We start from the raw sequence: 13,939 nt of genomic DNA, 5'->3' as shown, positions 1-13,939 counted from the left end.
CGTGCCGGAGCACGACCAGCACCCCCGCCACGGCGGCACGCTGCGCTACTACGGGCCGGGTGGCCTCGACCACCTGGACCCCGCCGCCGCCTACTACGCCTTCTCCCACCAGGTCATCCGGCTCTTCGCCCGGCAGCTGTTCAGCTATCCCACCACCGAGGACGCCACCGCGCTGGTGCCGGTGCCCGACGTGGCGGCCGAACTGCCCACGGTGGACAACGGCGGCCTGAGCGAGGACGGCAGGACCTACACGATCCGCCTGCGGGACGGGGTCCGCTGGGACACCAGCCCGCCGCGCCCGGTGACCGCCGGGGACTTCGTGCGCGGCTTCAAGCGGATGGCCAACCCGGTCGCCGGCGCCGGCGCCATCGCCTACTACACGAGCACCATCGCCGGGATGGCGCAGTTCGCCGAGGGCTACCGCGCCCGCTTCGCCGGCCGTACGCCCACCGCCGCCGAGCTCGCCGACTACCAGAACGGCCACGAGATCAGCGGGCTGTGGGCCAAGGACGACCGGACCCTGGTGATCGAGCTGCTGCGCCCCGCCAACGACATGCTCAACCTGCTGGCGATGCCGTTCGCCTCCGCCGCCCCGCGGGAGTTCGACGACCTCGTGCCGGACGGTCCGGACTTCGCGCGCCTGGTCCGCTCCAACGGGCCGTACCGGATCACCAGCTACGTGCGGGGCAGCCACCTGACCATGGACCACAACCCCGCCTGGCGGGCCGACGCCGACCCGATCCGCCGCCGGTACGTGGACCGGATCGACGTCCGCATGGCCAAGGTGAGCGACGAGCGGGTCCGGGCCGAGATCGAGAGCGGGGCGGCCGACCTGTCGTGGGGCGCCGCCGTGGGCAGGCCCCGCCGGCGCACCGAGGCCGACCGGCACCTCGGCTGGGCGCTCAACCCCTACCTGGCGTTCAACCTGCACAGCCCGCACGAGCGGGGGGCGCTGCGCAAGCGCGCGGTGCGGCTGGCGATCGCGTACGCCGTCGACAAGGCCCGGCTGGTCCGGTTCTTCGACGACATGAACATCGGCACCGTGACCCGGCCCGCGCACACCGCCATCCCGCCGGGCAACTTCGGGCACCGGGCGTACGACCCGTACCCGACGCCGGGGGACCGGGGCGACCGGGCGCGCTGCCGGGAGCTGCTCGCCGAGGCCGGGTATCCCGACGGTCTGCGGCTGACGATGATCTACCGGATCGACGCGGTGCACGGCCAGGTGGCCAAGGCGATAGCCGAGGACCTGACCGCCGGCGGCGTCGACGTCCGGCTGGTGGAGATCGACCAGACCGACGAGTACTACCGCATCCTGCAGGATCCGGCCCGCGCGGCGGCCGGGGAGTGGGACATCACCCCGGCCGCGTGGATGCCGGACTGGTTCGGCAACAACGGGCGGTCGTACGTGCAGCCGATGTTCCAGTCCAACACCGGCGTCGGCACGGCCAACTACGGCGGCTACCACAACCCGCTCGTCGACGAGCTGATCGACCGGGCGCTGTCCGCCCCGACCGAGGCCGAGGCGGAGGAGCTGTGGCACCGGGTCGACCGGCAGGTGCTCCAGGACGTCGCGATCGTGCCGATCCTGGCCTGCGAGCCGACCATCGAGCACCTGACCAGCTCCCGGGTGCGGGGGGCGATCCCGCTGCCGCACGTCGACCGCTGGTACGACGCGGCGAACCTGTGGCTGGACCCGCCCGACTGAATTCGGCCCACGGCTAATAGCAGCCTTGACTGATATAAGCAGCTCTTGTAGTTTGGCCCCGACGGGACTTCGTGATCCGGCTATCCGAGTTCGCCTGTGACGCGACAGGAGTGAGCATGACAACCAATCCGGCCCTGGCCATCGAGACCCGCGAGCTGGTGAAGGTCTTCGGCCAGACGCGCGCGGTCGACGGACTGGACCTCGTGGTGCGGGCCGGGACGATCCACGGGGTGCTGGGCCCGAACGGGGCCGGCAAGACGACGGCCATCAAGATGCTCACCACCCTGATGCGACCCACGTCCGGCACCGCGTCCGTGCTCGGGCACGACGTGGTCCGCGAGGCCGCCGAGGTCCGGCGCCGCATCGGGCTCACCGGCCAGACCATGTCGGTCGACGAGGACATGACCGGGTTGCAGAACCTGATCCTCGCCGGCCGCCTGCAGGGCCTGCGGCACGCGTCCGCCGCCGCGCGGGCGGAGCAGCTGATGGAGGCGTTCGACCTCACCGAGGTCGGCAACCGGCTGGTGAAGACCTTCTCCGGCGGGCAACGGCGCCGCATCGACGTGGCCGCGAGCATGGTGGTGACCCCCGAGCTGCTCTTCCTCGACGAGCCCACCACCGGCCTCGACCCGCGCAGCCGCAGCGAGGTCTGGGAGATGATCCGGGCGCTGGTCCGCGACGGCGGCACCGTCCTGCTGACCACGCAGTACCTCGACGAGGCGGACCACCTCGCCGACGAGCTGACGCTCATCGACCGCGGCCGCATCGTGGCGCAGGGCACCCCGCCCGAGCTGAAGGCGAGCCGCGCGGCCGGCGTGCTGGACGTCCGGCTGCGCGACCCGGAGCGCCGGGCCGACGCGGGCACCCTGCTCGCCGGGGCCGTCGGCGCCTCCGTCGACCTCGACTCCGACCCCGCACGCCTGTCGGTGCGGGTGACCGACGCCGACCGGGCCGCGCTGGCGCTGGGTGAGCTGGCGCGGGCCGGCATCCACGTCGACGACTTCACGCTCGGCCAGCCCTCGCTCGACACGGTGTTCCTCGCCCTCACCGGTCACTCGACGCTCGACGCCAGCGAAGAAGAGGAAGCAGAGGTACGGGCATGACGACACCCAGCACGGAGGTGCGGCCGCTGCCGGCCGAGATCTTCAGCCGGTCGGTGGCCGGCGCGGAGCGACCGCCCCGCCCCGGTCCGCTCTTCGCCGTCCGCACGTTCGCCTGGCGGAACCTGATCAAGCTCCGGTACGTGCAGGACCATCTCGGCACCGCGGTGGTCTTCCCGATCATCCTGACGCTGGTCTTCACCTACCTGCTCGGTGGCGCGATCGCCGGGTCGCCCCGGGAGTACCTGCAGTTCTTCCTCCCCGGCGTGATCGTGCTGTCGCTGGTGTCGTCGAGCATGATGAGCGCGTTGACGCTCAACCGGGACATCGCGACCGGCATGTTCGACCGGGTCCGCAGCACGCCGATCTGGCAGCCCGCCGTGCTGGTCGGGGCGATGGCCGGCGACGCCGTGCGGTACGCCCTGACGTCGATCGTGCCGCTCTCGCTGGGCCTCCTGCTGGGCTTCCGGCCGGACGGCGGCCTGTCCGGCGTGGTGCTCGCCCTGCTCTACCTGCAGCTGTTCACCTTCAGCGTCGCCTGGCTGTGGATGCTGTTCGCGGTGCTGATCCCGCAGCCGACCGCCGCCGCCGGCGTCGTCAACCTCCTGCAGTTCGTGCTGCTCTTCGGCAGCAACATCCTGGCGCCGTCGCAGACCATGCCGGGATGGCTGGAGGCGGTGGTCAAGCTGAACCCGGTCACCCACGCCGCGACCGCCGCCCGGGGGCTGATGCACGGCACGGTGACCTCGGGAGAGATGGGCGCCGGCCTGCTGGCCTGCGCCATCCTCGTCGCGGTGCTCGCCCCGCCCACCATCTGGCTCTACAGCCGCAAGCAGCGCTGACGCACCCCGCCGACGGCCCCGGTGCCCCTGCTCCCCGGCAGGGCCCCGGGGCCGTCGCGGCGTCGCGTGCCGGATCGGCCCTCGCAGGTGTGCGGTCGGCCGGGGCGCCGCGGGCCGCCGGGTACGACCTCGGGGGAGCCGCCACCGGCCGGCGGACAGACGACAGCCCCGGTCGGACTCGTGTCCGTCCGGGGCTGCGACGTGGTGGGTCGAGCCGCTCCTGCCCGGCTACGAGCCGGACTGCACCAGCGCGGCCCAGGTCTCGGCGCGCTCCTGCGACACCCGCATCATCTCGGGGCTCGGCTCGAACTCCTCGGCCGCGTCCTCGGGCACCGGACCGCCGGGCAGGTCTCCCCGGACGAACATGCCGAGGAAGTCGAGGGCCATCTCCCAGCCGACGCCCACCTCCACGAGCATCGGCTCCGAGACCGTCGCGTGCTCGAGTTCGAGGAGGGTGCCGCCGCCGTCCTCGCTGAGGCGCAGCTCCACCTCGCTGTCGGGCTTGCCCTCGTACACCCAGCTGAGGGTGAGCCGACGCGGCGGCTCGCAGCGCAGGATGTCCCCGTGGGCGTTGCCCTGGAGGGCGAAGTGGCCGCCCTCGCGGAGGTCGCCCTGCGGCTCGATGAACCAACGGTTGATGCGGTTCGGGTCGGTGCAGGCGCTCCAGACCTCGTCGACGGGCGCGTCGTAGCGCTGCCGGATGATGATGCTGCGGGCGTCGCCGGCCGCGATCCGACGCCGGCCGAGGACGCGTTCCGTCGCCTGGCCCGATGCCACCGGGTTGTTCACTTCTTCGCCCCTTCCTCATCGATCTTGGCCTGGAACGACTGGAGGATGGTCGGCCAGCCCTTGTCCATGCCGTTGCGGACCCGCTTGGCGTGCTTGGTGCCCATCCGGTCGAAGTGGGTGTGCTCGACGTCCACCCGGGTCTTCTTCTGGCCGTCGGCCACGAAGGTCACGGTGAACTCGCTGGCGTTGTCCGGGTCGATCCGGCCGAAACCGTTGAGCCGCCAGCCGATGACCAGCGTGTCCGGCTCGTCCACCTTCCGGATCAGGCCGAACGTGTGCTCCTCGCCCTGCTCGTCGATCTCGTACCAGCGGCCGCCCTTCTTGTCGACGCCCAGCGGGGCCCCCACCTTGGTGGTGCGGAAGTTGTTCGGCCACCACTCGGGGAATCCCTCCAGGAACACCTTGAAGGCGGTCTTCCGGTCGGCCTTGACCGTGACGCTGTGCCGGACGAACGGGTCGTAGTTCGGGGGCTTCGGCTTCTTCTCGGCGGTGCTCTTGGTCGCCGTGCTCTTCGCGGCCGGCGCGGTCTTCTCCTGAGTCATGTCTCGTCCTCACTGTCGCTGTGCGGAAGATGGGCGCGTCAGGCGGGGTCCGCCCATCCTCCTCCATAAGTCGGCACGAACGTAAGTTATAGTTTATACGTAGTCCGGTCAATCGCGCGGCGAGCGCGGCGGACCCCCGCCGGGTGTCGGCCCTCCCGTGTGGCGGAAGGCGTCGCGGCTCAGTCGCCCCACCGCAGGTAGGCCGGCGCGGGTCGCCCGGGGAGCAGCCGCAGTGGCGCGTGGTCCAGGCCGAGCACCTCCCGCATCGCGATGTTCTCGCCCGGCCACTTCGGATTGTCGAGCTCGTCGAAGGCGACGATGCTGCCCTTCGTCAGGTAGGGCCGGATGGCCTCCAGGACCGCCTTCGTCGGCTCGTAGAGGTCGAGGTCGAAGTACGCCAGCGCGATGACGGTCTGCGGGTTCTCCGCGAGGTAGCGCGGCACCGTCTCGCGCACGTCGCCCTCGACGAGCACGCTGCGCCGGGTCACGTGGCCGAAGAACTCGCTGCACTCGTGCGCGTCCAGCACCTCCCGCAGGTACGCGGGGTAGCCGCCCGGCACCGCGAAGCGGCCCTGGTACGCCGTCGGACCCACCCGGTCGACGTCGTTGACGTCGGGGAAGCCGGTGAAGGTGTCGAAGCCGACGATGCGCCGCAACGGGTTGTACGGCTCGTAGACGCCGCGCAGGGCGGCGAAGGTGGCGAGGTGGCGACCGAAGCGGACGCCGAACTCCATGATCACGCCCGGCACGTCGAGGACCTCGCGGTAGAGCGCGTCCATGGAGAGCAGGTCGGTCATCTGGTGGCGGCGCAGGAACAGGGGGAGGTTGTTGACCAGTTCCTCCGTCGGGATGGGGGAGTTGGTCAAGAGCTTCGTCAGGCGCTGGGTGGTCTCCGTCTCCTCCGGTGAGTCGTGCACGAACGCACGCAGGTCCTGACCGTCGCCGCTGTCCATCCGCAGCCTCCACTAGCTAGATCACTTTATAGTTTCAAGCGTAATGGAGGGGTGTTGTCGACACAACACGGTCGCGCCGGCCGAGATCCTCTGGCTGCTGGGGCTGTCACCATCTCCGCAAGATGGACCACTGTAGATCGACTTGCCCGTGTGCTAGATATGACTCAAGTAGACGGGTCGCCCCTGCCCCACTCCCGGAAAGGCAAGTGATCGCCGTGCGTGTGCTGTTCGCCAGTCTCGGAACCCATGGCCACACCTACCCCCTGCTGCCACTGGCCACGGCCGCCCGTGCGGCGGGCCACGAGGTCACCTTCGCCACCGGCGAGGCCTTCGCGGGCACCCTGCGGAAACTGGGCTTCGAACCGGTCGCCACCGGGATGCCGGTCTTCGACGGGTTCCTGGCGGCACTGCGGATCCGCTTCGACACCGACAGCCCGGAGGGCCTGACCCCCGAGCAGCTCAGCGAGCTGCCGCAGATCGTGTTCGGGCGGGTCATCCCGCAGCGCGTCTTCGACGAGCTCCAGCCGGTGATCGACCGGGTGCGGCCCGACCTGGTGGTGCAGGAGGTCAGCAACTACGCCGCCGGCCTCGCCGCCCGCAAGGCGGGCATCCCGGCCGTCTGCCACGGGGTCGGCCGGGACACGCCGGACGAGCTGACCGGGTCCATCGAGGAGGAGGTGCGGGGGCTGGCCCAGCGGCTCGGCCTCGACCTGCCGCCCGGTCGTATCGACGGCTTCGGCAACCCCTTCATCGACATCTTCCCACCCTCGCTGCAGGAGCCGGAGTTCCGGGCCCGGCCGCGGCGGCACGAGCTGCGCCCGGTGCCCTTCGCCGAGCAGGGCGACCTCCCGGCCTGGGTGTCCTCCCGCGGAACCGGGCGCCCGCTGGTCTACCTGACCCTGGGCACGTCCAGCGGCGGCACCGTCGAGGTGCTGCGGGCGGCGATCGACGGGCTCGCCGGCCTCGACGCCGACGTCCTCGTCGCCAGCGGCCCCTCCCTCGACGTCAGCGGGCTGGGCGACGTGCCGGCCAACGTGCGGCTCGAGTCCTGGGTGCCGCAGGCGGCCCTGCTGCCCCACGTCGACCTGGTGGTGCACCACGGCGGCAGCGGCACGACCCTCGGCGCCCTCGGGGCCGGTGTGCCGCAGCTGTCCTTCCCGTGGGCGGGGGACTCCTTCGCCAACGCCCAGGCGGTGGCCCAGGCCGGTGCCGGTGACCACCTCCTGCCCGACGCCATCAGCCCCGACGCGGTGGCGAGCGCCGCCAAGCGGCTGCTGGCCGACGAGGGCTACCGGAAGGGGGCGCGGGCCGTGGCGGCCGAGATCGCCGCCATGCCGGGCCCCGACGAGGTCGTCGGCCTGCTGCCGGAATTCGCCGGCCGGAGCGCCGGCTGACGGCACACCGCCGGGGTCGGCGTCCGTCGGCCCCGGTCGGGCGGCCGTCGTCCGCGCGCCCGACGCGCCGGCCGGTGTGCGGCCCGCGGGGCGGCCGCCCCGCCCTCCGTTCCCCGACGCCGGGGCGAGCCGTCGCGCCGTGGGCGGCGAGGGCGCGTGCCGCTCAGTCCTGGCCGTCGTCGGTCGCCGGGCGGCGCGGCCGGCGACCCTCGGACCCGCCGGTGCGCTCCCCGGCCTGGCGCGCGCGACCGCGCGCGAGCTCCGTGCCCAGGGCGTCGAGGCGCTGGTTCCAGAAGCGCCGGTAGCGGTCCAGCCACCGGTCGAGCTCCTGCAGGGGGGCGGGGTCGACCGCGTAGAGCCGACGGGTGCCCTGCGGGCGGACGGTGGCGAAGCCGTTCTCGCGCAGCACCCGCAGGTGTTGGGAGACGCCGGGCTGGGAGATGCCGAACTCGCGCTGCACGACCGCGCCGACCTCGCCGGCCGACAGCTCGCCGTCCGCCAGCAGCTCGATGATGCGCCGGCGGACGGGGTCGCCCAGGATGTCGAACGCGTGCACGGTACGACAATATCAGACCGTGGTTATAGAAGCGGCGGATTCGCCCGCTCGCTCCGCCGGTCCCGCCCGTCGGCGGGTGGCGGACGGGCGGCCGGGCCGCGAGGGGGAGAGATGTTCGGACCGGAGCACGCCGAGGTGTACGAGGCGGCCTACCGCGGCCGGGGCAAGAGCTGGCACGCCGAGGCCACGGACGTGGCGGACCGGATCCTGGCCGCCCGTCCCGGCGCCGCCCGGCTGCTGGACGTCGGCTGCGGCACGGGCGCGCACCTGGAGACCTTCGCCACCCGCTTCCCCCACGTGGAAGGGCTGGAGCTGGCCCCGGCGATGCTGGCGCTCGCCCGCCCCCGGCTGCCCGGGGTGCGCCTGCACGCCGGGGACATGCGGGAGTTCGACCTCGACGCCACGTTCGACGCCGTGACCTGCCTGTTCACCGCCGTCAACTTCCTCGGCACGGTGGGGGAGATGCGCGCCGCCGTGGCCAGGATGTCGGCGCACCTGGCGCCGGGCGGCGTGCTCGTGCTGGAGCCGTGGTGGTTCCCGGAGCGGTTCATCGACGGGTACGTCGGCGGCGACCTCGTGCGCGAGGAGGGCCGCACCGTGGCGCGGGTGTCCCGGTCCACCCGGCAGGGCCGGGTGACGCGGATGGAGGAGCGCTGGCTGGTCGGCGACGCCGCCGGGATCCGCGAGTTCAGCCAGGTCGGCCTGCTCACCATGTTCACCCGCGAGGAGTACGACGCGGCGTTCGCCGACGCCGGCTGCGAGGCCGCGTACGTCGAGGGCTGGTTGACGGGCCGGGGCCTTTTCGTGGCGACGCGCACCGGCGGGTCCGCCACCCCGTCAATGGGTTGACCGCCCGGATCGGGTGGCGCGGCGGCCGAGATATCCGGGCCGTTCATATAGCCGACAGGACGCTAGCCGTGGCATTGCTGACGTGGCAGTCTCCTGTTCACAACGATCTATTCGTCAGTTGTCGGAAAATGCTGGACCGGACGGTCGTTCCGTTGTCGTGACCTGTTCACGATCCGGTCGGAATGTGTCGCGGTTCAATTCTCCGTGCCTGACCGGATCGACCACGACGGCGTGCTGCGCCCGGCCGAGGACGGCGGGGGGACGCCGTGCGGTCCGGCCGGCCACGGCGGACCGCACGGCACCCCGACCCCCCGTCGCCCGCCGCCGCGGAGGCGCCTCGACACCTCTCGATCGAGGAGCGACGTGACCGACACCGACGGACGACCGCACCGACTGCCGGCTCTCACCGGGTACCGCTTCTTCCTCGCACTCACCGTGGCGCTGGTCCACGTCTTCTCGACGTCCCAGCTCTTCGCCGACGACGCACTGCAACTCGGGCTGGGGCTGACCACCCCCCTGGCCTCGGCGGCGCTGGCCTCGTTCTTCACCCTCAGCGGCTTCGTCCTGACCTGGTCGGCGCCACCGGGCGACACCGCCGCCCGGTTCTGGTCCCGCCGGTTCTGGAAGATCGTGCCCCTGCACGTGCTCGGCTGGGCCGTCGCCGTCGGGTTCCTCGTGGCGACCACGGCGCCCTCGCCGGCCACCGGCGTCTCCGCCGACCTGGAACCAGGGCCGGCGGTGACGAGCCTGCTGCTGGTTCAGGGGTGGGTGCCCTCCTGGGACTACCTGTCCTACCTCAACGCGCCCGCCTGGTCGATCTCCACGGAGGCGTTCTTCTACCTGCTCTTCCCCCTGCTGCTGCCGCTGGTCCAGCGGATCCCGGCGCACCGGCTGTGGCGGTGGTGCCTCACGTTCGGCGGCGGGATCCTGCTGGTGTCGGTGGTGAGCCCGCTGCTGCCGGGGGCGCCGCAGCTGGGCTGGCTGCCCTTCAACCTCAACGAGTACTGGTTCGTCTACACCTTCCCGCCGGTGCGCCTGCTGAACTTCCTGCTCGGCATGGTGCTGGCCCGGATCGTGCTGACCGGCCGGTGGCGTCCGGTGGCCCGCTGGAAGCTCGTGCTCGGCACGGTCCTCGCCTTCCTGGTCACGCCGATGCTGCCGTTCACCTTCATCTTCAGCGCCGCGCTGTTCGTGCCGTTGTTCGCCGTGATCCCCAACCTGGCGCTGGCGGACCTGGCGGACCGCGGGCGGGTGCTGCGCGGCCGGGCCCTGGTCGCCCTCGGCGACGCCTCCTACGCGCTCTACATCATCCACTTCCCGATCATGCTGATCGTGCGCCACCTGGTCGGCGCCGAGCGGCGCTTCGGGGCCGGCACCGCAGCCCTGATCGCCCTGGGCATCCTGCTCGTCTCGACACTCGTCGCGCTGGGCCTGCACCGGTGGTTCGAGGAGCCGCTGCGGCGGCGCTTCGCCGCGCCGCGTCCCGCCGGCCGGCCCGACCTGGGCACCGGTACGGGGCCGGCGACGATCCTGCCCCAGCAGGTCTGACCACCACCCGGCCGCGCGGGTTCCCCGGCCCGGGTCCACCCGGGTCGGGGCGCCGGCCCGGGTCCACCCCGGGCGCGCGTGCCCGGCGGGAGGGACGGCGACCCGCCGGTGGCCGCCGGGCGCCGCCCCGAGGGACGCGCCCGGCGGCACGGACCGGCGCGCACCCCGACCTACCGGACGACCAGCCCGTCGTCGGCCTGCGCCGTCCACCACGGGTTGCGGCGGGCCCACTCGACGGTCCGGCGCAGGCCGGTCACCAGCGGCACCCGGGCCCGCCAGTCCAGCAGCGCCGCGGCCTTGCCGCAGTCCGGGACGCGGCGCGGGATGTCCTGGTAGCGGGCCCCGAGCCCGGCGCCGGTGTCCGCGCTCAGCGCCGCCACCGGCACCCCGGCCACCGTGCCGGCCAACCGGACCGCCTCGGCGACGGTGGTCTCCACGCTGCTGCCGATGTTGAAGCACTCGCCGACGGCCCGCGGATGGGCCGCCGCCAGCAGGGTCGCCTCGGCCGCCTCGTCGATCCAGGTGAAGCACCGCGTCTGGCGGCCGTCGTCGTAGACCACGGGCGGTACGCCGCGCAGCAGCCGGGCGATGGTGCGGCTCAGGACGTAGGCCGGGCGCTGGCGCGGGCCGTAGACGTTGAAGTACCGCAGCACCGTCACCGGCAGGCCCTCCTGCCGGTGGAAGGCGAAGGCCAGGTGCTCGGCCGCCGCCTTGCTCGTCGAGTACGACCACCGGTCCGTCGCCGTGCTGCCGAGCACCCGGTCGTCGTCCTCGCGCCACGGCACCCGCGGATTGCGCCCGTACACCTCGCTCGTGCTGGACACCACGACCCGGGCGCCCGCGCGCAGGGCGGCGCGCAACGCGTTCCGGGTGCCGTCCACGTTGATCTCGACCACGTCCAGCGGGCGACTGAGGTACCGGTCGACGCCCACGACCGCCGCGAGGTGGTAGATCTCGTCCACCCCGGCGGCGGCCCTCGCCAGCGCGTCGGCGTCCCGGACGTCCCCGCGGACGTGCCGGATCGCACCCGGCGGGTGCGCGAGGTCGGGCGGCGGGTCGGCGAGGTCGTAGACGACGACCTCGTCACCCCGGCGGGCCAGCCGTTCGACGACGTGGCTGCCGACGAAGCCGAAGCCGCCGGTGACCAGGGATCTGGGCACTGTCGCTCACCTTCCAATGCCGCGGTATGCGAAGCCGAACCGGTGCAGCTCGCGGATGCGCGCCGGCGAGAGGTGCATGCGCCCGTCGAAGACCAGGCAGGGCTGGTCCACCTGCCCGGCCAGTACGCCGAGGTCGAGCTCGTGGAACTGGCGGTGCCCGGCGAGGAAGGCCAGGCAGCCCGCCCCCGTCACCGCCTCCTCCAGGCTCGCCGCCGGCGCGACGCCGAAGCGGGCGACGATCTCGGCGGGGTCGGCCAACGGGTCGAAGATCCGGACCCGGAAGCCGCTGTCGCGCAACGCCGCCACGACGCCGCGTACCGGCGTGTTGCGCACGTCGCCGGTGTCGTTCTTGAACGCGGCGCCGAGCACGGCGATCGTCGTGTCCGACGGGTCCCGCCCCAGCTTGACCAGCTCGTCGCCGATGACGGCGGCGGTGTGGCGGGGCATGTCGTCGTTGACCGCGCGGGCCGTCTCGACCGTGCGCAGGGGCACGCCCCGGTCCCGGCCGTCCCGCCAGGCCATCCACGGGTCCTTGGTCAGGCAGGAGCCGCCGACACCGACCCCGGGCAGCAGCAGGTTCACCATGCTGCTGCCCTTGGGCAGGGTGTTCGCCGCGCCGATCACGTCGAGGACGTCCACCCCGAGCACCGCGCAGTACCGGGCCAGCTCGTTGGCGATCGCCACGTTCGCGTCGATCCACCAGTTGGTCGCGAGCTTGACCACCTCCGCGGCCTCGGCCGACGGCACCTGCCGCACGTCGACGCCGAGCGCGGACCGCCAGAACCGTTCGGCCGAAGCGGCGCTGCGCGGGCCGCACCCGCCGACCACCACCGGCAGCGTCCGCACCTGCGCCAGCGCCACGCCCTCGGCCAGCCGCTCCGGGCAGAAGGCCAGCCCGAAGTCGCGCTCGTGCACCAGCCCGCCGCTCTCCAGCAGGGGCGCGACGAGGGTGCGGGTGGTGCCCGGGGAGACCGTCGACTTGAGGATGACCAGTTGTCCGGCGCGCAGCCGGGGAGCGATCTGCTCGCACGCCGCCACGAGCTGGTCGGTGACCATCTCGTGGCCGGGGTCGGTGGGCGTGCCGACCGTCACGATGACCACGTCCGCCCCGTCGACCGGGTCGTACGACGTGCTGGCCGTCAGCCGTCCGGTGGCGGCGAGGTCCCGGACCGCCTCGGCCAGGCCGGGCTCGGGCAGCCGGCAGCGGCCGGCCCGCAGGTCCGCGACCGTGCCGGGGTCGCTGTCGACCGCGACGACCTCGGCGCCGCGGCCGGCGAGGGTGACGGCGAGACAGGTGCCGACGTAGCCGGCACCGGCGATGACCACCCTCAGCGGGGACGGTCCGCCCGGGTCGGGAAGGAACGGCATGATGGCCCGGCACCGCCTTCCTGGTCACGACCTCGTGGTCCTGTCGCCGACAAGAGCGCGTGCCCGTGCCGCCGGGTCACGCGATGGCCGCCGTGGCGAGCGCGGTGCGGCCGGCCGTCCAGGCCGGGCCCGAGCGGCCCGCCGGTCCGGACAGCCGCATGAACCGCTCGACGAGCCGGCACACCGGGCCGATGGCCAGTGCCGGCGGGTCGGTCGGCCGCGGCGGCGCGGCGTCGACCCGGGCGACCGCGTACCCGTCCTGGGGCAGCACCAGGTCGGTGGTGCCGAACAGGTGGCTCGTGGGCTCCTCGTCCACCAGGGCGCGGGTCAGCGTGCTGTCGCCCCGGACCAGCACGACCCGGGCCTGGTACGGGCCCGGGCGGGTCGCCACCCGGACCGGCGAGCCGCCGGCCGCCACCGCCCAGGCGGTCGGCGCGTCCGTGGCCTCCCGGTCGCCGCGCAGGCCGACCAGCACCAGGTCGCCGGGCGCACTGCCCGGCACGTGCAGCATCAGCCGGGGCCGGGCCACCTCGGCGGCCGCGTGGCGCAGCCAGCCCGCCAGGGCGTGGCAGGGCCGGCCGGCCAACAGCCGCGACATCTGCCGGAAGTGCCCCGGCGACGTGCCGACGAGCCGGGAGAACTGGGTCGTGAAGGTCCCGGCGCTCGTGTAGCCGACGTGGCCGCTGATCGCGGTCACCGTGAGGCCGGAGTGCAACAGCATCCGGCGAGCCTCCGCCATCCGCAGCGCGGCGAGGAAGCGGGCCGGGGTCATCGTGGTCACGTCGCGGAACAACCGGTGGAAGTGGAACGGGCTGAAGGGGACCACACGGGCCAGGTCGGCCAGCTGCAACGGCTCCGACAGATGCCGGCGCATGTAGTCGATGGCCCGCGCCGCGGCCGCCTCACGGGACTGTTCCACCGTGTTCCGGGCAACGCCAGACGTCGATTTCACATCAGCTCCCTGTGGCAGTGGATCGGGCACCGCAGAGGAGTCTGCGCAGTCCTCCTTGACGTTTTCTTGAACGCCTCGGACACCCGCTGGTGGCGCCCCGCACGCCTCAGCCGAGCAAGTTGGGAGAAGCAGATCCGATGAACGCCGTGAAACATGGGTCCGGAGCGGTACGGCGATC

Annotated in this window: 13 protein-coding genes; 6 read left to right on the top strand and 7 right to left on the bottom strand. The window is 73.0% G+C overall.

Annotated features, from left to right (window positions below; translation table 11 throughout):
• Nucleotide 1: 1 nt before the first annotated feature.
• The 3 genes from ACGF7U_RS26675 to ACGF7U_RS26665 all read left to right on the top strand — a co-directional run bounded on the left by ACGF7U_RS26675 (nucleotide 2) and on the right by ACGF7U_RS26665 (nucleotide 3,650).
• On the top strand, nucleotides 2-1,708 hold the full coding sequence (locus tag ACGF7U_RS26675; RefSeq protein ID WP_393111162.1) for an ABC transporter substrate-binding protein: 1,707 nt from the start codon (nucleotides 2-4) through the stop codon (nucleotides 1,706-1,708).
• A gap of 116 nt (nucleotides 1,709-1,824) precedes the next feature.
• Nucleotides 1,825-2,811, top strand: a complete 987-nt coding sequence (locus tag ACGF7U_RS26670; RefSeq protein ID WP_393111160.1) for an ATP-binding cassette domain-containing protein — start codon at nucleotides 1,825-1,827, stop codon at nucleotides 2,809-2,811.
• Nucleotides 2,808-3,650, top strand: a complete 843-nt coding sequence (locus ACGF7U_RS26665; protein WP_393111158.1) for an ABC transporter permease — start codon at nucleotides 2,808-2,810, stop codon at nucleotides 3,648-3,650. Before ACGF7U_RS26670 ends, ACGF7U_RS26665 begins: the two co-directional genes overlap by 4 nt.
• A gap of 228 nt (nucleotides 3,651-3,878) precedes the next feature.
• Here ACGF7U_RS26665 and ACGF7U_RS26660 read toward each other — a convergent pair whose 3' ends face one another.
• The 3 genes from ACGF7U_RS26660 to ACGF7U_RS26650 all read right to left on the bottom strand — a co-directional run bounded on the left by ACGF7U_RS26660 (nucleotide 3,879) and on the right by ACGF7U_RS26650 (nucleotide 5,934).
• The gene (locus ACGF7U_RS26660) at nucleotides 3,879-4,439 is read right to left on the bottom strand and encodes an SRPBCC family protein (RefSeq protein WP_393111156.1); all 561 of its coding nucleotides are present in this window, start codon (nucleotides 4,437-4,439) and stop codon (nucleotides 3,879-3,881) included.
• A complete protein-coding gene (locus tag ACGF7U_RS26655; protein WP_393111154.1) occupies nucleotides 4,436-4,981 on the bottom strand; it encodes an SRPBCC family protein in 546 nt (181 codons plus the stop codon). The genes ACGF7U_RS26660 and ACGF7U_RS26655 overlap by 4 nt, the downstream gene beginning before the upstream one ends.
• A 179-nt stretch (nucleotides 4,982-5,160) precedes the next feature.
• On the bottom strand, nucleotides 5,161-5,934 hold the full coding sequence (locus tag ACGF7U_RS26650) for a class I SAM-dependent methyltransferase (protein ID WP_393111152.1): 774 nt from the start codon (nucleotides 5,932-5,934) through the stop codon (nucleotides 5,161-5,163).
• 206 nt (nucleotides 5,935-6,140) lie between these two features.
• On the opposite strand from ACGF7U_RS26650, the gene ACGF7U_RS26645 reads away from it, so the two are divergent.
• A complete protein-coding gene (locus tag ACGF7U_RS26645) occupies nucleotides 6,141-7,328 on the top strand; it encodes a nucleotide disphospho-sugar-binding domain-containing protein (RefSeq protein ID WP_393111150.1) in 1,188 nt (395 codons plus the stop codon).
• 163 nt (nucleotides 7,329-7,491) lie between these two features.
• Here ACGF7U_RS26645 and ACGF7U_RS26640 read toward each other — a convergent pair whose 3' ends face one another.
• A complete protein-coding gene (locus ACGF7U_RS26640) occupies nucleotides 7,492-7,884 on the bottom strand; it encodes an ArsR/SmtB family transcription factor (RefSeq protein ID WP_393111148.1) in 393 nt (130 codons plus the stop codon).
• 111 nt (nucleotides 7,885-7,995) lie between these two features.
• On the opposite strand from ACGF7U_RS26640, the gene ACGF7U_RS26635 reads away from it, so the two are divergent.
• Both ACGF7U_RS26635 and ACGF7U_RS26630 read left to right on the top strand, forming a co-directional pair.
• Nucleotides 7,996-8,733 carry a class I SAM-dependent methyltransferase gene (locus ACGF7U_RS26635; RefSeq protein ID WP_393111146.1) on the top strand — a complete coding sequence of 246 codons (738 nt, stop codon included), beginning with the start codon at nucleotides 7,996-7,998 and terminating at the stop codon, nucleotides 8,731-8,733.
• A gap of 363 nt (nucleotides 8,734-9,096) precedes the next feature.
• Nucleotides 9,097-10,281 (top strand): acyltransferase family protein, encoded by a 1,185-nt coding sequence (locus ACGF7U_RS26630; protein WP_393111144.1) that lies wholly within the window; start codon nucleotides 9,097-9,099, stop codon nucleotides 10,279-10,281.
• 170 nt (nucleotides 10,282-10,451) lie between these two features.
• Here the strand turns inward: ACGF7U_RS26630 and ACGF7U_RS26625 are convergent, their stop codons facing one another.
• The 3 genes from ACGF7U_RS26625 to ACGF7U_RS26615 form a co-directional block, all read right to left on the bottom strand.
• On the bottom strand, nucleotides 10,452-11,441 hold the full coding sequence (locus ACGF7U_RS26625; protein WP_393111142.1) for an NAD-dependent epimerase/dehydratase family protein: 990 nt from the start codon (nucleotides 11,439-11,441) through the stop codon (nucleotides 10,452-10,454).
• 6 nt (nucleotides 11,442-11,447) lie between these two features.
• Nucleotides 11,448-12,767 (bottom strand): nucleotide sugar dehydrogenase, encoded by a 1,320-nt coding sequence (locus tag ACGF7U_RS26620; RefSeq protein ID WP_393111344.1) that lies wholly within the window; start codon nucleotides 12,765-12,767, stop codon nucleotides 11,448-11,450.
• Nucleotides 12,768-12,885: 118 nt separating this feature from the next.
• On the bottom strand, nucleotides 12,886-13,761 hold the full coding sequence (locus tag ACGF7U_RS26615) for a helix-turn-helix domain-containing protein (RefSeq protein ID WP_393111140.1): 876 nt from the start codon (nucleotides 13,759-13,761) through the stop codon (nucleotides 12,886-12,888).
• Nucleotides 13,762-13,939: the final 178 nt, after the last annotated feature.

Origin of the sequence: Micromonospora sp. NPDC047670 (genome assembly GCF_043204915.1) — a bacterium.
Taxonomy (GTDB): domain Bacteria; phylum Actinomycetota; class Actinomycetes; order Mycobacteriales; family Micromonosporaceae; genus Micromonospora.
This window is presented reverse-complemented; position numbering and strand designations above follow the sequence as displayed.

Coding starts and splice junctions, on each gene's coding strand:
- ACGF7U_RS26635 (WP_393111146.1), top strand. CDS start 7,996: ATGTTCGGACCGGAGCACGCCGAGGTGTACGAGGCGGCCTACCGCGGC.
- ACGF7U_RS26670 (WP_393111160.1), top strand. CDS start 1,825: ATGACAACCAATCCGGCCCTGGCCATCGAGACCCGCGAGCTGGTGAAG.
- ACGF7U_RS26655 (WP_393111154.1), bottom strand. CDS start 4,981: ATGACTCAGGAGAAGACCGCGCCGGCCGCGAAGAGCACGGCGACCAAG.
- ACGF7U_RS26665 (WP_393111158.1), top strand. CDS start 2,808: ATGACGACACCCAGCACGGAGGTGCGGCCGCTGCCGGCCGAGATCTTC.
- ACGF7U_RS26650 (WP_393111152.1), bottom strand. CDS start 5,934: ATGGACAGCGGCGACGGTCAGGACCTGCGTGCGTTCGTGCACGACTCA.